The organism is Microbacterium sp., from assembly GCF_048259935.1.
GTDB lineage: Bacteria > Actinomycetota > Actinomycetes > Actinomycetales > Microbacteriaceae > Microbacterium.
The window spans coordinates 63021-86351 of record NZ_JBLXHF010000006.1 but is presented as its reverse complement, the minus strand read 5'-3'; the positions used below and the strand labels follow the sequence as shown (position 1 = coordinate 86351).

The window sequence follows — 23331 nt, the reverse complement described above, 5'->3', positions numbered from 1 at the left end:
GGCGGCAACGTCGCCATAATTCCCCCACCCTCTTACCCTGGAGAATTCTATTGAGACGCGCGAAGATCGTCGCCACGCTGGGCCCGGCAACATCCAGCTATGAGAATGTCCGAGCCATCATCGAGGCCGGGGTTGACGTTGCCCGACTGAACCTCAGCCACGGCGACTACACCGTTCATGACGCCAACTACGCCAACGTCCGCCGTGCTGCGGACGACGCGGGCAAAGCCGTCGCCATCCTCGTCGACCTGCAGGGTCCGAAGATCCGCCTCGGCAAGTTCGAGGCGGGCCCCTACGAGCTCGCTGAAGGTGACATCTTCAAGATCACCATCGAAGACATCATCGGTAATCGCGAGATCTGCGGCACGACGTTCAAGGGGCTGCCTCACGACGTCAAACCCGGTGACTTCCTGCTGATCGACGACGGCAAGGTGCGCGTCGAGGTCGTCGAGACCGACGGCACCGTCGTCACCACGCGTGTGATCGTCGCCGGCGCGGTGTCGAACAACAAGGGCATCAACCTGCCCGGCGTCGCTGTGAACGTTCCCGCTCTGAGCCAGAAAGACGAAGACGACCTTCGCTGGGGCCTGCGCATCGGCGCCGACCTCATCGCGCTGTCGTTCGTCCGCAACGCGGAAGACGTCACACGGGTGCACGAGATCATGGCCGAAGAGGGCGTGAAGGTCCCCGTCATCGCCAAGATCGAGAAGCCGCAGGCCGTCGACGCGCTCGAAGAGATCGTCGACGCCTTCGACGGCATCATGGTCGCCCGTGGCGACCTGGGTGTCGAGCTGCCGCTGGAAGCGGTGCCGATCGTGCAGAAGCGCGCTGTCGAGCTCGCCCGTCGCAACGCGAAGCCGGTCATCGTCGCAACGCAGATGCTCGAGTCGATGATCTCGAGCCCTGTCCCGACGCGTGCCGAGACCTCTGACGTCGCAAACGCTGTGCTTGATGGTGCAGACGCGGTGATGCTCTCTGGTGAGACGAGCGTGGGAGAGTACCCGATCGTGGTCGTGGAGACCATGGCGCGCATCGTGGAGTCCACAGAAGAGCACGGACTCGAGCGAATCGCACCGCTGACGGCCAAACCGCGCACGCAGGGCGGCGCGATCACTCTCGCAGCCCTCGAGGTCGCCGAGTTCGTCGATGCGAAGTTCCTCTGCGTGTTCACGCAGTCCGGTGACAGCGCACGTCGTCTGTCGCGGCTGCGCTCGCGCATTCCGATGCTCGCGTTCACGCCTGAGCCCGACATTCGCCGCCGCATGGCGCTCACGTGGGGCATCCGCTCGACGCTTGTCGAGCCCGTGCAGCACACCGACATGATGTTCCTGCAGGTCGATGAACACCTGCTCAAGAACGAGCTCGCGAAGGAAGGGGACAAGGTCGTCGTGATCTCCGGTTCCCCTCCCGGGATCGTCGGTTCGACGAACGACATCCGTGTGCACAAGGTCGGGGATGCCGTCAACGGCGCAGCTCCGATCTACAAGGCCGGCGCGTAGCAGTCGAAATACGAAGAGGACCACCCCGACGGGGTGGTCCTCTTCGCGTTGGTGCCGGCGGTGGGACTCGAACCCACACGTCCTCTCGGACAAAGCATTTTGAGTGCTCCGCGTCTACCATTCCGCCACGCCGGCGCGGATGCCGCGTCTACGACTTTAGCGCAGTGTGGAGGGTGTTCCGAGCGACTACGGGCGTGTGCGGCTGGCACTCACCGGGCGTCCCCTAGAATGGATGCTGTGACCGAGCAAGAACTGCCTGAGCAGCCCACGGCATCCGCCCCCCGACGCGTTGTCGTCGCTGAGGACGAATCGCTGATCCGACTCGACATCGTTGAGATCCTCCGCGACAACGGCTTCGATGTCGTCGGTGAGGCAGGTGACGGTGAGACGGCTGTTGCTCTTGCCACCGAGCTTCGTCCTGACCTCGTCATCATGGACGTCAAGATGCCGCAGCTCGACGGGATCAGCGCTGCGGAGCGCCTGCACAAGGCGAACATCGCCCCTGTCGTGCTGCTGACCGCGTTCAGCCAGAAAGAGCTCGTCGAGCGCGCAAGCGAGGCCGGCGCACTGGCTTATGTCGTCAAGCCGTTCACGCCGAACGACCTGCTGCCGGCGATCGAGATCGCACTGGCCCGCCACGAGCAGATCATCACGCTCGAAGCTGAGGTCGCCGACATGGTCGAGCGCTTCGAGACCCGCAAGCTGGTCGATCGCGCCAAGGGTCTCCTGAACGAGAAGATGGGCCTCAGCGAGCCCGAGGCCTTCCGCTGGATCCAGAAGGCATCCATGGACCGTCGCCTCACGATGCAGGACGTCGCCAAGGCGATCATCGAGCAGCTCGCGCCCAAGAAGGAGTGACTCACTTCGGAGTCACCTGATCTGTCAGGCGGGCGCGTCCTTCACCAGATTCGTGATGCGGATGGTGGAGCAGCGCCGGTCCTGACTGTCGCTGACGACGATCTCGTGCACCATCACGCTTCGCCCCAGGTGAATCGGGGTGCACACGCCGGTCACGAAACCGGACGTCGCCGAGCGGGTATGCGTTGCGTTGATGTCGAGGCCCACGGCGAGCCTGGTGGGACCCGCGGCGAGATTCGCCGACATCGATCCGAGCGATTCGCCGAGTACGACGTATGCGCCGCCGTGCAGAAGCCCAACGGGTTGCGTGTTGCCCTCGACCGGCATTCTTGCGACGCTGCGCTCGACCGTGAACTCGAGGAATTCGATCCCCATCTTCTCGGCCAGTGCGCCCATGCCGCGCTGAGCCACCCACTCCAGTCCGGTCATCTGGGTTTCGGTCACGGATCCTCCTCAGCGAGTGTCTGCCGTCCTCGTTAGGCTGTGAGAGTGACGGACACCGCAAAGCCTACCCTCATGGTCGTCGACGGCCATTCGCTCGCATACCGTGCATTCTTCGCACTCCCTGTCGAGAATTTCACGACGAAAGACCACCAGCACACCAACGCGATCTACGGCTTCTTGTCGATGCTCGTGAATCTGATCAAGGCTGAGAAGCCCTCGCATCTCGCGATCGCTTTCGACACGTCGCGGCATTCGTTCCGCACGGACGAGTACCCGGAATACAAGGCGACCCGTTCCGAGACTCCGCAAGAATTCCGCGGGCAGATTCCGCTTCTGCAGGAGTGCCTGTCCGCCATGTCCATCCCAGTCCTCACCAAAGAAGGCGTAGAGGCCGACGATATCCTCGCAACTCTCGCCCGCCAGGGTTCCGAAGAAGGCTATGAGGTGCTCGTCGTCTCGGGTGACCGCGACACGATCCAGCTGGTGAACGACAAGGTGACGCTGCTGTATCCCTCTGTCCAGGGGGTCTCGCAGCTCAAGCGCTACGATCCGGATACGGTGCAGGAGCGCTACGGCGTGCGGCCGGAGCAGTATCCCGATATCGCTGCCCTCGTCGGTGAGACGAGCGACAACCTCCCGGGCGTTCCGAAGGTCGGCGAGAAGACCGCGGTCAAGTGGCTGACGCAGTTCGGAACCCTCGACGAGCTGCTCGCCCGCGCTGAAGAGATCAAGGGCGTCGTCGGCGGCAATCTGCGCGATCACCTCGAAGATGTGCGCCGCAACCGTCGACTCAACCGACTGCTCACCGATGTCGAACTTCCTCTGGCTCCTGCCGGTCTCGCCGTGTCGCCTCCTGATGTGCAGGCGATCCGCGATATCTTCGCGCGCCTTGAGTTCCGCACTCTGCTTCCGCGGGTCTTCGATGCGATCGGCGGCGAAGAAGAAGCGGCATCCGCAGAGCCCCCCATCGACCTGCCCGTGCCGACGGAGGGCACGGTCGTAGAGATCGCCGAGTGGCTCGGCACGCAGGGTGGGGAAATCGCGCTGACTGTTGTCAGCCACGGGGGCGAGGTCACCCGCATCGGGTTCGCCAGCCTCACTGAACTGCGCGAGACCGACTGGTCCACAGACGCGGCTGCAGCACTGCGCCCCTGGCTGGAGTCCGACAGCCCCAAGGTGCTCAACGATGCGAAGGCGCAGGTCAAAGCCCTGCTTCGGGCAGATGTCCGGCTCGGGGGGCTTGCGTACGACACGCTGCTCGCGGGGTGGCTGCTGCGTCCGAGTCTTCCCGATAAGACGCTCGCGCACCTCGTGGATCGCTACCTCGACGAGAAGCTCCCCGTCTCCGACCCGTCGCAACTCGTCCCCGAGACCGATGGCGCGACTCCCTCCCAAGAGGCGTGGTTCACGCTGCGCACTGCGGCGGCGTTGCGTGACGATCTGCCCGAATCTGTGGCATCCGTCCTGATCGATATCGAACTGCCGACCCTCACGACGCTCGCCGACATGGAGCTCGCTGGTGTGGCCGTGTCCCACGAGGTGCTGTCGACCTTCTCTGCCGAGCTCTCCACGCGCACCGATGGCATCGCCACCGAAGCGTTCGCTCTCGTAGGACGAGAGTTCAACCTCGGCTCGCCGAAACAGCTGCAGGAAGTGCTTTTCGAAGATCTGCAGCTGCCCAAGACCCGCAAGACGAAGACCGGGTACTCGACGGATGCTGCCGTTCTCGCTGATCTTCAGCAGAGCAACCCGCATCCGTTCCTCGACCTGCTCCTGCAGCATCGTGAGGCGACGAAGCTGCGTCAGATCATTGAGTCGCTCGACACGGCGATCAAGGATGACCACCGCATCCACACGACGTACGTGCAGACCGGCAGCCAGACCGGACGACTCTCGAGCACCGACCCGAACCTGCAGAACATCCCCGTGCGTACTGAAGAGTCGCGCCGGATTCGCAGCGCGTTCGAGGTCGGCGAGGGGTACGAGACTCTGCTGACTGCGGACTACTCGCAGATCGAGATGCGCATCATGGCGCATCTGTCGGGCGACGAGGGGCTCATCGAGGCGTTCAACAGCGGCGAAGACCTGCACCGCTTCGTCGGTTCGCGCGTCTTCGGAGTCGAACCCGCCGATGTCACTCCCGCCATGCGCACCAAGGTCAAGGCGATGTCGTATGGCCTGGTGTACGGTCTCAGCGCCTTCGGCTTGTCAAAGCAGCTGCGCATCGAACAGTCCGAAGCGAAGCAGCTCATGCTCGAGTACTTCGCTCGCTTCGGCGCGGTGCGCGACTACCTCCGGGCGTCCGTCATCAAGGCGAAAGAGGTGGGTTACACCGAGACGATCTTCGGGCGGCGCAGACCGTTCCCGGATCTCTCGAGCCCTAACCGGGTTCTCCGAGAGAATGCCGAACGCGCAGCGCTCAACGCTCCCATTCAGGGCAGCGCCGCCGATGTCATGAAGATCGCGCTGTTCCGCATCCACACCGATCTCAGCGACGCGGGGCTGCGTTCGCGCGTGCTGCTGCAGATCCACGACGAACTCGTTCTCGAGGTCGCACCAGGGGAGTGGGATGCCACGGAGCAGATCGTGCGCACCCGCATGAACGGCGCCGCCGATCTCTCGGTTCCGCTTGATGTGCAGGTCGGCCGCGGACGCGATTGGAACGAAGCCGCTCACTGACCACCGACGGTGTGTGCGCGGCTACGCTGATCATCATGACGGATACCCCGCGCACACCCACCGCGATCGACAAGGTTGCCGAAGACTGGGTCGACACGCTGACAGATCTCCATCCGACTCTGGGCACGTACATCGGCCGGGATGCGGGCAATGACCGCTACTCCGATCTGAGCCCAGAAGGACACGAGCGGTACATCACCGCGGTACGCAAGGCTCGGCGTGACCTGGCCGCACTCGACCCGGCTGATGCTGTCGACGACGTCACCAAGACAGATCTGTTGAGCGAACTCGATCTGGAGGTCGAGTTCGATGACGCGCAGTGGCACCTTCGTGACCTCAATGTCATCGAGTCCGCAGCACAGGACGTGCGTCAGGTGTACGACCTCATGCCCACTTCCACCGTCGCGGATTGGGAGACGATCGCGAAGCGGCTTTCGGCGATCCCCGATGCCTTGAGTGGGTATACCGCGACCCTCCGCGAAGGCGTCGCGCGCGGCGTTGTGCCCGCACGTCGCCAGGTCACCGAGGTCGCTGGCCAGATCCTGCGCTATGCCGCCGACGACGGCTTCTTCGCGTCCTTTGCGAACGGTGCGTCACTTGATGATGGAGCGATCCCGGAATCTCTGACGCGCGATCTCTCTCGGGGCGCGACTGCGGCGAGAGAGGCATACACCGAGCTGCGCGAGTTCCTGACCGGAACGCTGGCACCGGCAGCATCCGATGTCGACGCCGTGGGCCGCGAGGTGTACGCCCTGCACTCCCGGCGATTCCTCGGCGCAAAAATCGATCTCGACGAGACCTACGAGTGGGGACGCGAGGAGCTCGCCCGCATGGTCGCCGAGCAGACCGCCATCGCGAACGAGATTCTCCCCGGCTCGACCGTTGAAGAGGCCGTCGCCCATCTCGAAGCAGATCCCGCACACAAGCTCCACGGCACCGAAGCGCTCCAGAAGTGGATGCAGGAGACGAGCGATCGCGCCGTGGCAGAACTCGCCGCCACGCACTTCGATATCCCGGAGAAGATCCGCACGATCGAGTGCATGATCGCCCCCACCCAGGAAGGCGGGATCTACTACACCGGGCCAACCGATGATTTCTCCCGTCCAGGTCGGATGTGGTGGTCGGTACCAGAAGGCGTCACCGAGTTCGACACATGGCGCGAGCTGACGACCGTTTATCACGAAGGTGTTCCTGGGCACCATCTGCAGATCGCGCAGGCGGTGTACAACCGTTCAGAGCTGAACTCCTGGCGGCGCCTGCTCGCAGGGACGTCAGGACATGCCGAAGGCTGGGCGCTCTACGCCGAACGGCTCATGCAGCAGCTCGGCTATCTCGATGACCCCGCCGACCGCTTGGGCATGCTCGACGGCCAGCGCATGCGCGCCGCCCGCGTCGTGCTCGACATCGGTGTGCATCTCGGCAAGGACCGTCTGGACGGCACCGGAGTATGGGATGCCGACTACGCCCTGGACTTCATGCGTCAGAACGTCAATATGTCGGACGAGTTCGTGCAGTTCGAGGTCAACCGCTACCTCGGGTGGCCTGGCCAGGCGCCTTCTTACAAGGTGGGTCAGCGGATCTGGGAGCAGGTCCGCGATGCCTGCCGTGCAGAGCAGGGCGAGGCGTTCGACATCAAGGAGTTCCATAAGCGCGCTCTGGATCTTGGCGGGGTCGGCCTCGACACCCTCCGCACGGCACTGGTGAAGTAGCGCGCCATGAACCTCGAATTCGGTCTCGACACCTTCGGCGACATCACCCGCGGCGCCGATGGGGAACTTCTGACAGCTGCCCAGACGATCCGCAATGTCGTTTCGCAGGCTGAACTCGCCGACAGCGTCGGCGTCGATTTCTTCGGCGTGGGGGAGCATCATCGTGCCGATTTCGCGGTGTCAGCTCCTGAGATGGTGTTGGCGGCGATCGCCGCGCGCACCGAGCGCATCCGCCTCGGCACCGCCGTGACGGTGCTCTCATCGGATGATCCGGTTCGAGTGTTCGAACGCTTCTCGACCCTCGATGCGCTCTCGTCAGGGCGCGCAGAGGTTGTTCTCGGCCGTGGATCGTTCACGGAGTCGTTCCCACTGTTCGGATTCGAGCTGCGTGACTATGAAGCGCTCTTCGAGGAGAAGCTCGAGCTCTTCGTCGAGCTCCTGAAAGAACAGCCGGTGACCTGGTCTGGAACGATGCGTGCAGACCTCGAGGATGCAGACGTCTTCCCCAAGACCGAAGCGGGGCTGCGCACCTGGGTGGGCGTCGGCGGCAGCCCGGAGTCCGTCGTGCGCGTCGCGCGCCATGGTCTGGGTCTGATGCTCGCGATCATCGGCGGACCTGCCGAGCGTTTTGCGCCGCTCGTCGAGTTGTACCATCGTGCGATCTCGACGTTCGGGACACCGGAGCATCCGATCGCCGTTCACTCGCCCGGCCACATCGCACACACCGACGAGGAGGCGTGGGATGCCGCGTACAGCGGGTTCGAAGCGATGAACAACACGGTCGGCAGAGAGCGCGGCTGGCCGACCTACAGCCGTGCGCGATTCCAGAACGACGTCGGCCCCGCCGGTGCGATCTACTCCGGCTCTCCCGAGCGGGTGGCGAACAAGATCGCCGACACTATCCGCACACTCGGCATCAGCAGATTCGACCTGAAGTACGCCACTGGCACGCTCGGTCATGACCAGATGATGCAGAGCATCGAGCTCTATGGCACCGAGGTCATCCCGCGTGTTCGTGCTCTGCTGTCATGACCGGCCCGTTGCCCAGCAGATCGAATCTCGCTGCTCGCCTCGATGATCTGCCGTTCACTCGGCGGCATGCGCGCCTGCTGACGGGGTCAGGGCTCGGGTGGGCACTCGATGCGATGGATGTCGGTCTCATCTCGTTCATCCTCGCCGCGCTCACCCAGCAGTGGGATATCAGCAAGGCAGAGAGCGGGTGGATCGCCTCGGTGGGATTCATCGGGATGGCGCTCGGTGCCAGCCTCGGCGGCCTGCTCGCGGACCGGTTCGGGCGGCGTCAGGTCTTCGCCATCACCCTTCTGATCTATGGCGCGGCGACCGGCGCAAGCGCCCTGGTCGGCGGGGTGGCGATCCTGCTGGTGCTGAGGTTCTTCGTCGGTCTCGGGCTCGGTGCCGAGCTCCCGGTGGCATCGACTTACGTGAGCGAGTTCGCACCGGCCCGGATCCGCGGGCGGTTGATCGTGATCCTCGAGGCCTTCTGGGCCGTCGGCTGGACGGCGGCAGCGCTGATCGGCTACTTCATCATCCCTCTCTCTGACGACGGGTGGCGCTGGGCTTTCGCGCTCGGTGCGATACCCGCGGCGTACGCTCTCGTGGTCCGCTGGGGTCTGCCGGAGTCGCCGCGTTGGCTCGCATCACGTGGACGGATGGGTGAAGCCGAACGCATCATCGAGAAGTTCGAGGCGGATGCCGGAGTTGTGACACCCCCGACCAGCATCCCCGACTCACCAGGGCGAATGCTCGCCATCACGGCGAGTGCCCGCTTGCAGAGGCTTCTGGCCGCGGAATTCCGCACACGAACCCTGTGCCTGTGGCTGGTGTGGTTCTGCGTCAACTTCGCCTATTACGGGGCGTTCATCTGGATCCCCAGCATCCTCGTCGATGCGGGGTACGACCTTGTCCGATCCTTCGGCTTCACGTTGGTGATCACGCTCGCACAGCTGCCGGGCTACGCGGTGGCCGCCTGGCTCATCGAAGTGTGGGGGCGCCGGGTCACGCTCTCGGTCTTCCTCGTCGGCTCCGCTGTCTCGGCGGTGTTCTTCGGCACAGCGAGCGGGGATGCGGCGATCATCGGATCCGGCATGGCGCTGTCCTTCTTCAACCTCGGCGCATGGGGCGCGCTCTACGCGGTGACACCGGAGATCTATCCGACGTCGATGCGCGGCACGGGTTCGGGGTGGGCTGCCGGCATCGGGCGGATCGCATCGATCATCGCGCCGTTGCTCGTTCCCGTCGTTCTCGGCCTCGGCGGAGCGCCGATGCTCTTCGTGCTCTTCGCGCTGTTCTTCATTGTCGCGGCCGCGGCCGCATGGGGCCTGGTCGATCGACGCGGCCAGTCTCTCGATGACCGATGACGTCACAAGCCGCACGACGGCAATAGGCTGAGCCAGTGGTTGATGTGAGATTCGTAGCGATCGGGGATTCGTTCACCGAAGGGGTGGGGGATGAGCTGCCCGATGGGCGGGTGCGCGGTTGGGCCGATATTGCAGCGCAGGGTTGGGCGGACGCCGCTGGCCATCCGATTCAGTATGCGAACTTCGCAATCCGCGGCAAGCTCGCCTGGCCCATCATCGAAGAGCAGTTGGAGCCGGCGCTCGCACTGAGACCGACCCACCTGTCGTTCAACGGCGGTGGCAATGACATGCTCCGTCCACGCACGAACGTGGAGCACATCGCCGACACTTTTTCGCGCGTGATGCGGCGTTGTGACGAGCAGGGCGTCCGCGTGATTCTGCTCTCCGGTGCGAACCCCGCAGGCCAGCTTCCGATGGGGTCGCTGATTCAGCGGCGGGGCGACGAGCTCTCAGCCGCTGTGCTGCGCCGAATCGCTGATCGTGATGACGTGGTCCGCGCTCTGAACTGGCCCGACCGCGAACTGTCTGCCGGCGCCTATTGGTCTGAAGACCGGCTGCACATGAACACGAACGGACACCACCGCGTGGCAGCACGCGTATTGAATGCGCTGGGCTACGAGCCACCAGCCGAGTGGTGGGCGCCGAGTTCCGCTTCGAGTGGCCCAGCGGGTCTCGCGTACTACCGTCAGCATGTCGGCCCGTGGATGAGACGGCGCATCACCCGCACCTCATCTGGCGATGGGCGGGCCGCGAAATATCCGACCTGGGTGGAACGGACGCCTCAGTGAGCTCCGTGCGCGGTCGGCGGCTTCCACGCCGGATCGTGCAGCTGCTGATCGGCCTGTTCATGTACGGGATCGGCATCGCCTTCATGGTGCGCGGCGAGATCGGCGCTGCGCCGTGGGATGTGCTTTCACAGGGGATCGCGCTGCACGTGCCGCTGTCGTTCGGCGTCATCACCGTTCTGACGAGCGTGGTGGTGCTCATCCTGTGGTTGCCGCTGCGTCAGAAATACGGCGTGGGTACGATACTGAATGCTCTGCTGGTCGGGCCGTCTGCGGACGTCGGGCTCCTGCTCATCCCTGTCGATCAGCCGCTGTGGTTGCGGATCGGGTTCTTCGTCATCGGGCTCTTCGTCTTGGCTGCCGCGACGGGGCTGTACATCGGCGCGCGCTTCGGTCCCGGTCCGCGTGATGGACTGATGACGGGGCTTCATGCCCGCACAGGGTGGCCGATCTGGCTCGTCCGCACCGGCCTTGAGATCGTCGTGGTGGCAATCGGGTGGGCGCTGGGCGGCAACGTCGGGATCGGAACTCTCGCATTCGCGTTGCTCGTCGGTCCGCTCTGCCAGTTCTTCATGCGCATCTTCGATGTGAAGCTGCCAGAGCGTGCGAAAGCGCAGGAGGAATGACCGATATCGAGATGGCCCCTCTCCCGGGCGGAAGCGTCACTCTCAGCGACGCGCGTCGAAAGACGCGTCGGGCTGTCGATCTCGAGCCATTCGAGATCGGCGTGTATCCGGTCACCCAAGAGCAGCTGTCGGAGATCCTCGGGGTTGCCGGGCAGCATCCTCGCAGGCCCGCGACGGATCTCAGCTGGCTGCGTGCCATTCGCTTCTGCAACGCGGTATCGGAGTGGGAGGGTCTCGATTCGGCGTACTCGTTCGATGGGGAGCAGATCACCTGGCATGTCGACAGCGACGGCTATCGTCTGCCGACAGAAGCAGAGTGGGAGTACGCGTGTCGTGCAGGCTCTGTGGGACCGCACTACGGTCCGCTCACCGAAGTTGCATGGACGGCTGCTGACGGGGTGAGCTCTCCACAGAACATCGGTGGGAAGCTCCCTAATCTCCATGGACTTTTCGACACGCTCGGCAACGTATGGGAATGGTGCTGGGATCTTCTGGATCCTGCCCGCTATGACGAGTACCGGGTCTTCCGGGGTGGCGGATACGCCGACGACGCCTGGAGTGTTCGCGCGTCTGTCCGACGCGGGGGAGCGCCCCGGATGCACCATGAGGATGTCGGGATGCGGCTGGCGCGAGGCGGCTTCGACAGCGTTGACGCTGCGCAGGGATGGTCGGCGGCAGCCGATCGAGAGCGAGCGTCGGGCAGCGGTCCGCTGCCGTCAGGCTGGACACCGCGCCGCTGACCGGACAGCAGTGCTGGGTCCTGCCATGTCAACCCGTTGCCGAGGATTCGAATTACTGCCATCATCGAGGTCTCGCAGGGTTGCGGCCCTGGAAGAGTGCCGACCCGCGGCATTGGAAGGGATGACGATGAGCATAGGTACCGGAATCGCCCTGTTCGTGATCGGCGCGATCCTCGCATTCGCAATCAACATCGAGGTGTCCTGGGCGAACCTGGACCTGATCGGATACATCCTGATGGGTGCAGGCGCCGTCGTCTTCATCATCGGTCTGATCCTCGTCGCTCGACGCCGGCAGACGAACTCCGTTACGCGCACCTCTGTCGACCCCGGGGCTGGCACGCAGACGACTCGCCGCTCGACAAGCGCACCGGACGACACGACGCTGTAGGTCTTCATCTGCGTGACTGGGAGCGGCGCACCCGTTCCGGGTCGAGCCCCATCCGGATTCTGGTGCGCTTGCGCTCGATGAGGATGAAGACGACGCCGAGCAGCCAGAGCGGAACCTGAGTCAGGAACGCAAGACGGAACGCCTCGAGCGAGTAGGTGTCGGGTGTTCCTGCACCCTGCAGATCGAGCACTAGTCCGATCAGGAATACTGCGGTGAGGGCGGCGACGAAGCCACCGGCATTCGTCAGCCCTGTTGCTGTGCTCAACCGGTGGGCCGGATTATGCGTGCGCGCGTGATCGAATGCGATCATAGACGCCGGGCCTCCGGTGGCGAGAGCTATCGCGAGGACATACAGAAGCCACAGCGGTGCGGGGCCCGGGTAGATGGTGACGGCAATCCATGCGAGCATCTGAACGCCGATCGTCGGCAGCACGAGTGCGACGGATCGTAGGTTCGGGTTGCGACGCGAGAGTTCGCCGAGGATGGGGCCGAGACACATGCCGACAGCGACATACACCGAGATCAGCGTTGCGGCCTCAGCGGGGGAGAGGCCCTCACCCGCCGTCAAGAACGGCATTCCCCAAAGAAGGACGAAAGCCGTACCCGCGAATGGCGTGGCGAAGTGCGACCAGAAGGCAAGGCGCGTGCCAGGGTGCGCCCACGCCGCACGGATGCCGACGCCGGTATCGATCGTCGACGTGACGACTTCCACGACACCGGTGTCGGTGTTGACTGTCACGTCCTCGTCAATCTCCGGCGGTCGATTGCGAATGAGGGCGAACACGAGGATCGCGAACAGGATGCCGAGACCGGCGATGCTGCCGAAGGTGATGGTCCACGTCGTGGCGTGCAGGAGAGCCGCGACCGGGATCAGCGCGATCAGCTGACCGGCCTGGCCGATCACCCCGGTCAGCTGCACCATCAGCGGCCCGCGCTGCGCAGGGAACCAGGTCGCGATCAAACGCAGTACCGCGGGAAAGACCATGGCGTCACCGGCACCGAGCAGGACACGCGCGAGGATAGCGATACCGATACTGGGAGAGATGGCCATGATCAGCTGTCCTGCGGCCATGAGCACCATGCCGAGGGTGATGATCGGTCGCGCACCGTACTTGTCGAGAAAAACCCCGATCGGGATCTGCATTCCGCCGTACACCGCGAGCTGCACGACGGCGAAGAGCGAGAGCGTCGCAGCATCCGCATGGAATCGCTCTGCCGCATCCACGCCTACGGCGCCGAGAGATGTACGGTTGGCGACCGCGAGCATGTAGGCGGCGACGCCGACGATCCAAATCAGCCATGCGCGCCATCGACCAGTGAAAGCGGGGGAGCGGAGGGCGTCTGGCACCCCTCTACGCTACTCCGCGCCCCGGCCCTCACAGCTCCCGGGTGCGATAGAGCCGCGCGGAGATGATGATCGCGCAGATGATTCCGAGGATGCCGATCAGTGCACCGCCTCCTGCAAATACTGCAAAGTACAGATCGAACGCTCTTTCATCAGGGGAGCCAGGCCGCGTGCCGGAGGAGGACTATCTGCAGAACATGCTCATCATCCTCTTACGAGCTGACATAATGTGCATTATCGGCTAATCCGTTAGCAGTGGCCGCAGCAACTCGAGCAACTGTTTCTGCTGGTCATTGTGCAGCATCCGAAGTCTCGGAGTCAGCGCCGTGCGCACTTCGTCGAACAGTCGGTCGGCGAGTTCTCTTCCCGCGGTCGTCAGGAACACATCGACGACACGGCCATCGTCAGCATTCTTCTCTCGCCCCACCAGCCCGCGCTGTTCAGCGCGATCCAGGAACCCGGAGATGCTCGACTTCTCAACGCCGAGGCGCCCTGCGAGCTCTGTCACGCGCGGCCGCCGGTCGCGCAGAATCCCGAGCACTCGCAATTGCGTGAGCGACATGTCGTGCGCGGCTCCGATCTCCGAGAGCACGCTCGTGATCTCAAAGGCGCTCTGCACCAGGGCGTCGGCCAGCACTTCTCGCACTTCGGCGCCTTCTGAGTTTTCATCGAGTGTTGACATAGTTCGTATTACGTACCATTCTAATGTAGTTCGTTATCCCAACTATATCCAGAGGTCGTCATGCACGCAGCACTACTCTCCGATGTCACTCAGCCACCTCGGTACACCGAAGTACCTGAGCCCGAAGCGCGCGAAGGCGAAGTCGTAGTCGACGTGCTCGCAGCTGGCCTGCACCACTTGACACGAGCAAAGGCGCTGGGGATGCATTACAGCAATACCGCTGCTCTTCCCCTCGTTCCCGGCGTCGACGGTGTCGTCCGCGATGTCAACGGGCAGCTGCACTACGTTGCGCTCGAGGGCGGTTCAGTCGGCACTTTCGCAGACCGCACCGTCATTGACCCCCGACGCGCTGTGCGCCTTCCCGACACGGTGGATCCCGTTTTGATCGCGGCAGCCATGAATCCAGCGATGTCGTCCTGGGTGGCCCTTCGCTGTCGCATCCCCACTGCTCCGGCGCAGCGCGTGCTCGTCCTGGGTGCCACCGGCAATGCAGGACGCATGGCGGTGCAGATCGCAAAACTTCTCGGGGCTGAACACGTCACCGCCGCCGGCAGGGACGAATATCGGCTCGCGCGTGTTCCGGCGCTCGGTGCTGATGAGATCTGCACTCTGGATGCTCTGGACGAGGCTGCCGACGCAGACGTCGTACTCGACTACGTCTGGGGCGAGCCCGCAGCACGAGGGATGATGCAGATGCTGACCGCACGATCCGATCGCGGCGCACCTCTGACGTGGGTTCAGTTGGGGTCTATGGCGTCCGATATCTCACCGGTTTCCGCCGCGACGCTGCGCTCCGCTCGCCTTGATATCGTCGGCAGCGGGATGGGCTCAGTGACCGCGCGGGAGATGATCGGCGAGCTCCCCGAACTCGTGGATGCGCTCAGCAACGGGAGCATCGAAGTGAAGGCGCGTGCCGTCCCGCTCGCGCGGGTGGCTTCGGAATGGGATTCGACTACCGAAGAGCGGATCGTGGTCGTCCCGTAGGGCAGGCACTCTCAGCGGCCCACGTACTCCGCGAGGTACTCGCCCGTCAATGTCGACTTCGCCGCAACGAGATCGCCCGGCGTGCCTTCGAACACCACGCGGCCGCCATCGTGCCCGGCGCCGGGGCCCACGTCGATGACCCAATCGCCGTGGGCCATGACCGCTTGATGGTGTTCGATGACGATGACCGTCTTCCCTGCGTCTACCAGTCGGTCGAGCAAGCCGAGGATCTTGTCGACGTCTGCGAGGTGCAGCCCCGAGGTCGGCTCATCAAGCACGTAGATATCGCCTTGACCACCCATCTGAATGGCGAGCTTGACGCGCTGACGCTCGCCACCCGACAGAGTAGAGAGCGGCTGGCCGAGCGAAAGATAGCCGAGCCCGACGTCGTCGAGTCGTTGCAGGATCGCGACCGCCGCAGGAATCTTCGAGTCGGGCTGTGCGAAGAACTCGCGAGCCTCGGAGACCGGAAGATCGAGGACCTGGGTGATGTCTTTGCCGCCGAGTTTGTACTGGAGCACCGCCGCCTGGAACCGCTTGCCCCCGCAGTCCTCGCAGGGAGTCTCGATCGTGTCCATGAACCCGAGTTCGGTGATGATGACACCGGCACCCTTGCACGATGGGCAGGCTCCTTCGGAGTTCGCACTGAACAGCGCCGGCTTCACACCATTCGCCTTGGCGAACGCCTTGCGGATCGGTTCGAGCATTCCGGTGTACGTCGCCGGATTGCTGCGACGAGATCCCTTGATCGCGCTCTGGTCGATCGACACCACACCTTCGCGCATCGACACCGACCCGTGGATCAGCGAGCTCTTTCCCGACCCCGCGACGCCGGTGATGACGGTCAGGACTCCCTTGGGAATATCGACGTCGACATTCTGCAGATTGTTCGTGGACGCACCGCGGATCTCGATCGATCCGTTGTGCGTTCTGAAGGCTGCTTTCAGCGATGCCCGATCGTCGAGATGCTGACCGGTGATCGAGCCACTGGCTCGGAGCCCATCAACCGTGCCTTCGAAGCAGATCTCCCCTCCCCCGCTTCCGGCTGCAGGACTGAGGTCGACCACGTGGTCGCCGATCTCGATCGTCTCGGGCTTGTGCTCGACCACGAGCACCGTGTTGCCTTTGTCGCGCAGTTTCAGAAGCAGCGAGTTCATCCGCTGAATGTCATGCGGGTGCAGACCGATCGTCGGCTCATCGAACACGTAGGTGATATCAGTCAGCGACGAACCGAGGTGCCGCAGCATCTTGATCCGTTGCGCCTCTCCCCCGCTCAGGGTTCCTGAGGGACGATCCAGACTCAGGTACCCGAGTCCCAGCGTCACGAACGCATCCAGATTGGTCTTGAGAGCTTCGAGCAGCGGGCCAGCCTGCGGGAGACTGAGGCTGCTCGCCCACGCCGCGAGGTCTGTCACCTGCATCCGGCATGCGTCCGCAATGCTGACACCGTCGATCTTCGAAGAGCGCGCGCCCTCTGTCAGCCGCGTTCCCTCGCATTCCGGGCAGGTGGCGAAGGATGCTACGCGTTCCACGAACGCACGGATGTGCGGCTGCAGCGCGTCGAGGTCTTTGGACAGCATCGACTTGGTGATCTTCGGGATCAGGCCCTCATAGGTCATATTGATTCCACTGATCTTGACCTTGGTGACCTCACCGTAGAGGAACAGGTGCCGCTGCTTCTCGGTGAAGTCCTCGATCGGCTTGTCTGCAGGATAGAAACCGGACTCGGAGAATCCCTTCACCATCCACCCGTCAGCCGTGTATCCCGGCACCATGATCGCTCCCTCGTTGAGCGACTTCGTTTCGTCCACGATCTGCGCGAGGTCGAGATCCGACACCGTCCCCCGGCCTTCGCAACGCGGGCACATGCCGCCGAGATAGATCGCATCTTTGACGATCTTCTTCTCCCCGCCGGGCCCGGTCATCACGCCGCTGGCCTTCTGTGTCGGGATGTTGAAAGAGAATGCGGTGGGTCCGCCGATGTAGGGCGTGCCGAGCTTCGAGAACAGAATGCGCAGCATCGCATTGGCGTCCGTGACTGTCCCGACGGTTGATCGCGGATTCGCACCGAGGCGCTCCTGGTCGACGATGATCGCCGTCGTCAGCCCCTCGAGGACATCGACATCAGGCCGCGGGACCGAAGGCATGAAGCCTTGGACGAAGGCGCTGTAGGTCTCATCGATCATCCGGCGCGACTCAGCGGCGATCGTATCGAACACGAGCGAGCTCTTGCCCGAACCGGAAACTCCCGTGAACACGGTCAACCGCCGTTTGGGGATATCGACGTCGACGTTCTTGAGATTGTTCTCGCGGGCTCCCCTAACCTGGATGAAATCGTGTGCATCAGCAGGACGACGCGCTTCAGTCATGTGAAGAATCTTGTCACGGGCCTCTGACAACGAGCACCCTCGGCGCGCTACTGTGGAGTCACCTTTCACAGGCCCCTCACAGAGAGTTGCGTCCCATGTCTGATTCGCTCACCGAGGTGAGATCTTTCTTCAAGTCGATCCGCGTCACTTTGGCAGTCTCCGGGGCGATCGCGCTGATCACCGGAGTCGTGCTCCTGGTCTGGCCTCTGAAGACCGCGATCATCGTCACCGGCATCATCGCCGCGTACTTGATCATCGCCGGCCTCGTCTATGTCGGGCTCGGGATCTTCTCTGGCCGGAAGAGCGGCTGGGCCCGCATCGGCTTCATCGCGCTCGGCGCGCTCTACATCGTTGCCGGTGTCGTGGCATTCCTGAACCTTGCCGCCGCCACCATCACCCTCGCGTTCGTCACGGCGATCTTCCTCGGTGTGAGCTGGATCGTCGATGGCATCGTCTCGCTCACCCTCCTGAACAAGGACGGCTCGAAGGCCTGGACGATCATCTACGCAATCCTCAGCATCGCCGCCGGTGTCATCGTGCTGTTCTCGCCGCTGCTCGCCGCCGTCGCTCTGTGGTGGGTCCTCGGAATCACTCTTGTGGTGCTCGGCATCATCCAGATCATCCGTGCGATCACGCTCGGGCGCGATGAGAAGCAGATCTCGGGTCTCCTGACCGAACAGGTCTGATCGCCCCTGGTTACTCGGCGACGAATCCGCTGGTGTCGCCGATCAGGCGCGTGTTGTCGTCGGGGACCGGATCGACCGCAGCCTGAGCCACCTCCGCCGCGAACTCCGAAACGTTGTAGAGACGCCCGGCGTCCTCACGACGCGCAGAGATCGCGCCGGGGTTCGCGCGCTCGAGGAGTGTTGCGGTGATCGTGCCCTCGATCATGTCACCCGACACCACGGTGAAACCGATGCCCTTCGCCTCAAGCGAAGGAATGAGCTCACGCAGTGCGTCTTCACCGGCTCGCTTGGACAGCGCTACAGGCTCGTACTCGGGCATCGTCGGCGTCGTGCGGATGAAGTGCGCCTGGTGGCTCGTGACGAAGACCACGCGGGATCCCTCGGCAAGCAGCGGGAGGGCGCTGTTGAGAACGCTGAGCTGCGCATCGCGGTTGAGAGTGAGTGCGTAGTCCTCGGCCATACCGGCCTCCATGCCACCGGATGCGTTCAGGACCAAGACATCGAGCTTGCCGTACTCAGCGCGCACCCTGTCGAACATCTCCGAGACGGATGCCGGGTCGGTGAGATCTGCGCCGACGACGAGCGCACGGCCGCCCAGCTCACGCAGCTGTGCGGCGAGCTTCTCGGCGCGGGGAGCCTTGTTGCGGAAGTTGATGACGACATCCGCACCAGCCTCGGCGAAATAGCGGACGGTGTCGGCACCGATACCGCGAGACGAGCCGGTGACCAGCGCGACCTTTCCAGCGAGGGAACCTGCGGGCAGAACGTCGGTCACGGTGACTCCTTGTCGTGCGGGGAAACGCCGCGGGAAACGCGGCCTGATCACTTTACCAACGAGGTCGAGCGCACCTCGGAATGACGGTGCCGCGTGATAGGTTGACGACAAAAGGAGGACGCCATGGACGACGCATCCGTCTTCATATCGCTCGTTACGGAATGGGCCTGGATCGGCTGGCTCGTCCTCATCGCGGTCTTCCTCGTGATCGAGATGCTCACGCTCGATTTCACCTTCTTGATGCTCGCACTCGGAAGCATCGTCGGACTCGTCGTTGGTCTCATCGGCCTGCCGCTGTGGGCACAGTTGATCATTGCCGCCGTCGCTGCGGCTCTCTTCATCCTGTTCATCAGGCCTCCCCTGCTGCGCCGATTGCATCGCGGCGAGGATCCGACGAAATCGAACGTGGATGCGCTCATCGGTCTGCGTGGCACCGCGCTCGCCGACATCACTCAGGTCTCCGGCCAGGTCAAGGTCAGCAATGGCGACACCTGGACGGCGCGTACTGAGACAGCGGTCCTGATTCCGCAGGGCGCACCTGTCACGATCGCGACGATCAGCGGTGCGACCGCCATCGTGCACCCCGCACACGACTAGCTTGACAGACCACGCCCCCAACCGACTAGGAGAATTCGTGAACGACTCCTCGTTCATCCCCACCGCGATCGGCTGGATCCTCGCGATCGCCGTCATCATCTTCGTGGTGGTGACCGTTGCGCGATCCATTCGCATCATCCCGCAGGCCACCGCTGGCGTGGTCGAGCGCCTGGGCCGCTATCACAAGACCCTCACCCCGGGTCTGAACATCCTCGTGCCCTTCATCGACCGGCTCCGCCCGTTGATCGACATGCGCGAGCAGGTCGTCTCCTTCCCCCCGCAGCCGGTGATCACCGAAGACAACCTCGTCGTCTCGATCGACACGGTCGTCTACTTCCAGGTCACCGACGCCCGCGCCGCGACCTATGAGATCGCGAACTACCTCGGCGCTGTCGAGCAGCTGACGACCACGACACTCCGTAACGTCGTCGGCGGCCTGAACCTCGAAGAGGCGCTCACCAGCCGCGACAACATCAACGGTCAGCTGCGCGTCGTCCTCGACGAAGCGACAGGAAAATGGGGCATCCGCGTCGGACGCGTCGAGCTCAAAGCGATCGACCCGCCCCTGTCGATCCAGGATTCCATGGAGAAGCAGATGCGCGCGGAGCGCGATCGTCGCGCAGCGATCCTGACCGCAGAGGGAACAAAGCAGTCCGCGATCCTCGAGGCAGAAGGTGCACGCCAGGCAGAGATCCTGCGCGCTGAGGGTGACAAGCAGGCCGCAGTGCTGCGCGCACAGGGTGAGGCAGAAGCCATTCAGAACGTCTTCGCGTCGATCCACCAGGGCGCGCCTGACGACAAACTGCTCGCCTACCAGTACCTGCAGATGCTGCCGAAGATCGCCGACAGCGCATCCAGCAAGCTCTGGATCGTGCCCAGTGAGCTGACGGAAGCACTCAAGGGCATCGGCACGGCCTTCACTCCCCGCACGGGCTCCGGGCAGCCGCCGACGGGCACGCCCGGCGCGTGACACACCCCTTTTTCACCAAGGCGGCACGGCCTCGAGTCTTCGCTCACCGCGGTCTCGTCTCAGCATCCGGCGTGGCGCACAGCGTATGGGAGAACACCGCTGCAGCTTTTGCAGCGGCGCACGCGGCAGGCGTCGACTACATCGAGACGGACTGCCGCGTCACCGTGGACGGCGACGTGATCCTCATCCACGATGAGACACTCCGTCGACTCCTGAATGACGGTCGCCGGGTTGACGAAGTGCGCACCGCGGAGCTCCGAGAGCTCTACGCACCGCACGGTGGGCTGCTGACGGTCAGCGAGATGCTCGACTCGTTTCCCGAGACGCGATTCAACATCGATGTGAAGACGGATGCCGCGGCTGCTCCCCTGGGCGCCATGATCGCTCCGCACGCCCACAGGGTTCTGCTGACGAGCTTCTCGGATGCCCGTCGCGGCCGCGCGATCCAGGCCACGCTCGACGCGGGAGCGATGATGCGACCCGCGGCATCAGCCGGCCAGACGAGCATGATCGCGATGCGACTGCTGTCTGCGCTTCGAACCTCGCCTGCCCGGGTGCTTCGCGGTCTCGACGCCCTCCAGATTCCCGAGCGCTTCGGGCGGGTGCGGGTGCTCACCCCGGCGCTGCTCCGCGCCGCGCATCGGCACGACGTCGAGGTTCACGTGTGGACCGTGAACGACCTGGCCGACATGGAGCGCCTGAACGCAGCCGGCGTCGATGGCATCATCACCGACCGGGCCGATCTCGCCCTGGAGACCCTCACCTGAGTCCGAATCGCACAGGACTGGGATTCGACTGTGAATACCTCCCTGAACTCGGCCGCATTGAGCCTGCACACAGGCGCAAGCGATATACCTGAGGACGACGAGAGGACCACAAAATGGCAGATCGCAGCCTGCGCGGCATCCGACTCGGCGCCCAGAGCCTACAGAGCGAAGAGGGCGTCGTTTTCATGGAACGCCGCGAGACGACCTATAAGTGTGAAACGTGCGACAGCATCACATCACTGATGTTCGCCGCCGATGCCGAGCCGCCGCAGAAGTGGGAGTGCCGCGCCTGCAGTGCTGAAGCTGTGCTGCTCGTGGACGGCCAGACCATCACGCCCGACCCGACGGACGAGAAGGTCGCACGCACCCACTGGGACATGCTGCTCGAACGACGCAGCCGCGCAGAACTCGAAGAGCTCCTCGAGGAGCGCCTCGCGTTCATCCGTGAGCGACGCGGAACCGCGCAGTCACCAGATCAGGCGAAGATCGGGGCTTAACGCCCCCGCCGGGAGCGCCACCACCCGACCAGGAGCACTCCCAGCCCGCCCCAGAACAGCAGCTGCTGCAACCAGGGGCCGATGACAACACCAGCGGTGAGGCCGGAGCGAAGTTCGACTTGTTCGAGCATCGCCCCGGCCTCATCTGCGTCAAGGGCGGCCGTGGTTCGACCGTCAGGGCCGATCATCTGACTCGCCCCGACGGTAGAGATGTTCACGACACTCCGACCGGTTTCGATCGCCCGCATACGCGCGAACGCGAGCTGCTGCAGGTTCTCGTCCGTGCCGCGGAAGTCGGCATTGTTCGTCTGGAATACCAGCACCTCAGCGCCACCCATGACCCCTTCACGGATGACGTCGTCGTAAATGACGTCGAAGCAGATCGCGAGACCGACCTTCACACCGTCGACGTCCACCAGAGGCGGGTTGGTGCCGTGCGAGTACTCTCGCCCGATCAGCCCGATGAGCTCCGGAACGATCGCATAGTAGAACGCGCGATCAGGGACGTATTCGCCGAACGGCACCGGATACCGCTTGTCGTGAGACTGCTCGGCCGTCCCGTCCTGCGTCCAGAGCATCGAGGTGTTGAAGTACTCGTCCCCGCGTGCGGTGGCCGCATTCGCGAGCAGTGGCGCATCGACACGGTTCGTCACACGTGTCAGGCGGCGTGCAATGGCGTCATTCTGGAATGGATCACCGTCGATGCCGCCTTCGGGCCAGACCAGAAGATCCATGTCCTGCCCGAGAAGAGGCTCAGTCGCGTCCGTCTGAGCCTGGATCACCGAGAAAGGCTCGCGATGATCGAAATAGCCGGTCGGACCGTTCCCCTGGACCGCTCCGATGCGCATTGTTCCTGCCGAAGCGGTCGGGAACGCCGGAGTGACCAAAAGGACGAGAATGATCGCGCCGGGGACCGCCAGCCGAAGCGGATGCTGCCACAGGCGAAGACGCACGCTCTCAATGAGCATCGCGACGATGAACACCATGAAGAAGCTCAGTCCGCTCACTCCGACCCATGATGTCAGAGTCGCCAGTGGGCTCTGCGACTGCGTCATGCCCAGACGGGCCCAGGGGAAGCCCGTATACGGCCACGAACCCAGGAACAGCTCCAGCGCCACCCAGAGCGCCGCCACGGTCGCAGGAAGCGCCACCAGGCGCCCTACGGGCCCGGGAAACGCACGAGGCAGCCAGCGATACGCCAGAGAGATCAGGATCACGGCCGCCGCCGTCAGGGCAGCCTCCAACAGCGCAAGCGCTGCCCACGGGATGACGCCGAGATAACGCGAAGTCCACGAGACGAGCAGGAAGAAGAACACCGCGCCGTAGACGAAACCGACCAGCAGCGCTCCCCCCGCTCGTCGCCCGATGAGTGCGAGCAGCAACAGCGCAACCGCGGGAAACGCAAGGATCCACGCGCTCACGGATGGATAGGCGAGATCCATTAGCCAGCCCCCCAGCGCCGCGCAGATGACGGCGAGCCAGAGTGGGAGGATCGCACGTGGTCTGTGCGGGGAACGAGCCGGCGATGGCTCGGCAGAGGGGGTGGGCATCCG

At 64.0% G+C, this 23331-nt stretch carries 22 protein-coding genes and 1 tRNA gene; 16 read left to right on the top strand and 7 right to left on the bottom strand.

The features are described from left to right. Positions 1 to 50 precede the first annotated feature (50 nt). A complete protein-coding gene (gene pyk, locus ACN0RC_RS11590) occupies positions 51 to 1499 on the top strand; it encodes a pyruvate kinase (protein ID WP_417511861.1) in 1449 nt (482 codons plus the stop codon). Positions 1500 to 1548: 49 nt separating this feature from the next. On the opposite strand, the gene ACN0RC_RS11585 is transcribed toward pyk, so the two are convergent. Further along, positions 1549 to 1634 (bottom strand) — tRNA-Leu (locus tag ACN0RC_RS11585). A gap of 102 nt (positions 1635 to 1736) precedes the next feature. Here ACN0RC_RS11585 and ACN0RC_RS11580 point away from each other — a divergent pair. Next, a complete protein-coding gene (locus ACN0RC_RS11580) occupies positions 1737 to 2357 on the top strand; it encodes an ANTAR domain-containing response regulator (RefSeq protein ID WP_417511860.1) in 621 nt (206 codons plus the stop codon). Positions 2358 to 2381: 24 nt separating this feature from the next. Here ACN0RC_RS11580 and ACN0RC_RS11575 read toward each other — a convergent pair whose 3' ends face one another. Next, on the bottom strand, positions 2382 to 2786 hold the full coding sequence (locus ACN0RC_RS11575; RefSeq protein WP_417512097.1) for a hotdog fold thioesterase: 405 nt from the start codon (positions 2784 to 2786) through the stop codon (positions 2382 to 2384). Positions 2787 to 2846: 60 nt separating this feature from the next. On the opposite strand from ACN0RC_RS11575, the gene polA reads away from it, so the two are divergent. The 8 genes from polA to ACN0RC_RS11535 all read left to right on the top strand — a co-directional run bounded on the left by polA (position 2847) and on the right by ACN0RC_RS11535 (position 12106). After that, complete coding sequence (gene polA, locus ACN0RC_RS11570; RefSeq protein ID WP_417511858.1) at positions 2847 to 5480, top strand: DNA polymerase I; 2634 nt, start codon at positions 2847 to 2849, stop codon at positions 5478 to 5480. Positions 5481 to 5515: 35 nt separating this feature from the next. Continuing rightward, the gene (locus ACN0RC_RS11565; protein WP_417511856.1) at positions 5516 to 7189 is read left to right on the top strand and encodes a DUF885 domain-containing protein; all 1674 of its coding nucleotides are present in this window, start codon (positions 5516 to 5518) and stop codon (positions 7187 to 7189) included. Positions 7190 to 7195: 6 nt separating this feature from the next. Further along, positions 7196 to 8221: an LLM class flavin-dependent oxidoreductase gene (locus tag ACN0RC_RS11560; RefSeq protein ID WP_417511854.1), complete on the top strand. Its 1026-nt coding sequence runs from the start codon at positions 7196 to 7198 to the stop codon at positions 8219 to 8221. After that, the gene (locus tag ACN0RC_RS11555) at positions 8218 to 9567 is read left to right on the top strand and encodes an MFS transporter (protein WP_417511852.1); all 1350 of its coding nucleotides are present in this window, start codon (positions 8218 to 8220) and stop codon (positions 9565 to 9567) included. Before ACN0RC_RS11560 ends, ACN0RC_RS11555 begins: the two co-directional genes overlap by 4 nt. 44 nt (positions 9568 to 9611) lie before the next feature. After that, positions 9612 to 10355, top strand: coding sequence for an SGNH/GDSL hydrolase family protein (locus ACN0RC_RS11550; RefSeq protein WP_417512095.1), 744 nt, complete (start codon positions 9612 to 9614; stop codon positions 10353 to 10355). Further along, positions 10352 to 10978, top strand: coding sequence for a YczE/YyaS/YitT family protein (locus tag ACN0RC_RS11545; protein WP_417511851.1), 627 nt, complete (start codon positions 10352 to 10354; stop codon positions 10976 to 10978). Before ACN0RC_RS11550 ends, ACN0RC_RS11545 begins: the two co-directional genes overlap by 4 nt. Further along, the gene (locus ACN0RC_RS11540; protein ID WP_417511849.1) at positions 10975 to 11718 is read left to right on the top strand and encodes a formylglycine-generating enzyme family protein; all 744 of its coding nucleotides are present in this window, start codon (positions 10975 to 10977) and stop codon (positions 11716 to 11718) included. Before ACN0RC_RS11545 ends, ACN0RC_RS11540 begins: the two co-directional genes overlap by 4 nt. Positions 11719 to 11845: 127 nt before the next feature. After that, a complete protein-coding gene (locus ACN0RC_RS11535; protein WP_417511847.1) occupies positions 11846 to 12106 on the top strand; it encodes a DUF6458 family protein in 261 nt (86 codons plus the stop codon). Between the two features lie 4 nt (positions 12107 to 12110). On the opposite strand, the gene ACN0RC_RS11530 is transcribed toward ACN0RC_RS11535, so the two are convergent. Next, on the bottom strand, positions 12111 to 13373 hold the full coding sequence (locus ACN0RC_RS11530; RefSeq protein ID WP_417512093.1) for an MFS transporter: 1263 nt from the start codon (positions 13371 to 13373) through the stop codon (positions 12111 to 12113). 319 nt (positions 13374 to 13692) lie between these two features. Beyond that, the gene (locus tag ACN0RC_RS11525; RefSeq protein WP_417511846.1) at positions 13693 to 14133 is read right to left on the bottom strand and encodes a MarR family winged helix-turn-helix transcriptional regulator; all 441 of its coding nucleotides are present in this window, start codon (positions 14131 to 14133) and stop codon (positions 13693 to 13695) included. Positions 14134 to 14193: 60 nt separating this feature from the next. Between ACN0RC_RS11525 and ACN0RC_RS11520 the strand changes: the two genes are divergently transcribed. Next, the gene (locus ACN0RC_RS11520; protein ID WP_417511844.1) at positions 14194 to 15117 is read left to right on the top strand and encodes a zinc-binding dehydrogenase; all 924 of its coding nucleotides are present in this window, start codon (positions 14194 to 14196) and stop codon (positions 15115 to 15117) included. Between the two features lie 11 nt (positions 15118 to 15128). Here ACN0RC_RS11520 and ACN0RC_RS11515 read toward each other — a convergent pair whose 3' ends face one another. Then, the gene (locus tag ACN0RC_RS11515) at positions 15129 to 17486 is read right to left on the bottom strand and encodes an ATP-binding cassette domain-containing protein (RefSeq protein ID WP_417511842.1); all 2358 of its coding nucleotides are present in this window, start codon (positions 17484 to 17486) and stop codon (positions 15129 to 15131) included. Between the two features lie 95 nt (positions 17487 to 17581). Between ACN0RC_RS11515 and ACN0RC_RS11510 the strand changes: the two genes are divergently transcribed. Further along, positions 17582 to 18172: an HdeD family acid-resistance protein gene (locus ACN0RC_RS11510; RefSeq protein ID WP_417511841.1), complete on the top strand. Its 591-nt coding sequence runs from the start codon at positions 17582 to 17584 to the stop codon at positions 18170 to 18172. 10 nt (positions 18173 to 18182) lie between these two features. Here ACN0RC_RS11510 and ACN0RC_RS11505 read toward each other — a convergent pair whose 3' ends face one another. Further along, entirely contained in the window at positions 18183 to 18947 is a 765-nt protein-coding gene (locus ACN0RC_RS11505) for an SDR family oxidoreductase (RefSeq protein ID WP_417511839.1), read from the bottom strand. Positions 18948 to 19070: 123 nt separating this feature from the next. Between ACN0RC_RS11505 and ACN0RC_RS11500 the strand changes: the two genes are divergently transcribed. The 4 genes from ACN0RC_RS11500 to ACN0RC_RS11485 all read left to right on the top strand — a co-directional run bounded on the left by ACN0RC_RS11500 (position 19071) and on the right by ACN0RC_RS11485 (position 21778). Further along, a complete protein-coding gene (locus ACN0RC_RS11500) occupies positions 19071 to 19544 on the top strand; it encodes an NfeD family protein (protein WP_417511837.1) in 474 nt (157 codons plus the stop codon). 37 nt (positions 19545 to 19581) lie between these two features. Beyond that, entirely contained in the window at positions 19582 to 20514 is a 933-nt protein-coding gene (locus ACN0RC_RS11495) for an SPFH domain-containing protein (protein ID WP_417511835.1), read from the top strand. Beyond that, entirely contained in the window at positions 20511 to 21281 is a 771-nt protein-coding gene (locus ACN0RC_RS11490; RefSeq protein ID WP_417511833.1) for a glycerophosphodiester phosphodiesterase family protein, read from the top strand. Before ACN0RC_RS11495 ends, ACN0RC_RS11490 begins: the two co-directional genes overlap by 4 nt. A 113-nt stretch (positions 21282 to 21394) precedes the next feature. Then, entirely contained in the window at positions 21395 to 21778 is a 384-nt protein-coding gene (locus tag ACN0RC_RS11485) for an RNA polymerase-binding protein RbpA (RefSeq protein WP_417511831.1), read from the top strand. On the opposite strand, the gene lnt is transcribed toward ACN0RC_RS11485, so the two are convergent. After that, positions 21775 to 23328: an apolipoprotein N-acyltransferase gene (lnt, locus tag ACN0RC_RS11480; RefSeq protein ID WP_417511829.1), complete on the bottom strand. Its 1554-nt coding sequence runs from the start codon at positions 23326 to 23328 to the stop codon at positions 21775 to 21777. The two genes, ACN0RC_RS11485 and lnt, sit on opposite strands and share 4 nt — an antisense overlap. Between the last annotated feature and the right edge of the window lie 3 nt (positions 23329 to 23331).

Bases quoted from the DNA above. Each gene is read 5' to 3' on its own strand.
- ACN0RC_RS11520 (WP_417511844.1), top strand. From the start codon at position 14,194: ATGCACGCAGCACTACTCTCCGATGTCACTCAGCCACCTCGGTACACC.
- ACN0RC_RS11555 (WP_417511852.1), top strand. From the start codon at position 8,218: ATGACCGGCCCGTTGCCCAGCAGATCGAATCTCGCTGCTCGCCTCGAT.
- ACN0RC_RS11530 (WP_417512093.1), bottom strand. From the start codon at position 13,373: ATGCTCGCGGTCGCCAACCGTACATCTCTCGGCGCCGTAGGCGTGGAT.
- ACN0RC_RS11515 (WP_417511842.1), bottom strand. From the start codon at position 17,486: ATGACTGAAGCGCGTCGTCCTGCTGATGCACACGATTTCATCCAGGTT.
- ACN0RC_RS11560 (WP_417511854.1), top strand. From the start codon at position 7,196: ATGAACCTCGAATTCGGTCTCGACACCTTCGGCGACATCACCCGCGGC.
- ACN0RC_RS11525 (WP_417511846.1), bottom strand. From the start codon at position 14,133: ATGTCAACACTCGATGAAAACTCAGAAGGCGCCGAAGTGCGAGAAGTG.
- ACN0RC_RS11510 (WP_417511841.1), top strand. From the start codon at position 17,582: ATGTCTGATTCGCTCACCGAGGTGAGATCTTTCTTCAAGTCGATCCGC.
- ACN0RC_RS11540 (WP_417511849.1), top strand. From the start codon at position 10,975: ATGACCGATATCGAGATGGCCCCTCTCCCGGGCGGAAGCGTCACTCTC.
- ACN0RC_RS11575 (WP_417512097.1), bottom strand. From the start codon at position 2,786: ATGACCGGACTGGAGTGGGTGGCTCAGCGCGGCATGGGCGCACTGGCC.
- lnt (WP_417511829.1), bottom strand. From the start codon at position 23,328: ATGCCCACCCCCTCTGCCGAGCCATCGCCGGCTCGTTCCCCGCACAGA.
- ACN0RC_RS11500 (WP_417511837.1), top strand. From the start codon at position 19,071: ATGGACGACGCATCCGTCTTCATATCGCTCGTTACGGAATGGGCCTGG.
- ACN0RC_RS11535 (WP_417511847.1), top strand. From the start codon at position 11,846: ATGAGCATAGGTACCGGAATCGCCCTGTTCGTGATCGGCGCGATCCTC.
- ACN0RC_RS11565 (WP_417511856.1), top strand. From the start codon at position 5,516: ATGACGGATACCCCGCGCACACCCACCGCGATCGACAAGGTTGCCGAA.
- ACN0RC_RS11485 (WP_417511831.1), top strand. From the start codon at position 21,395: ATGGCAGATCGCAGCCTGCGCGGCATCCGACTCGGCGCCCAGAGCCTA.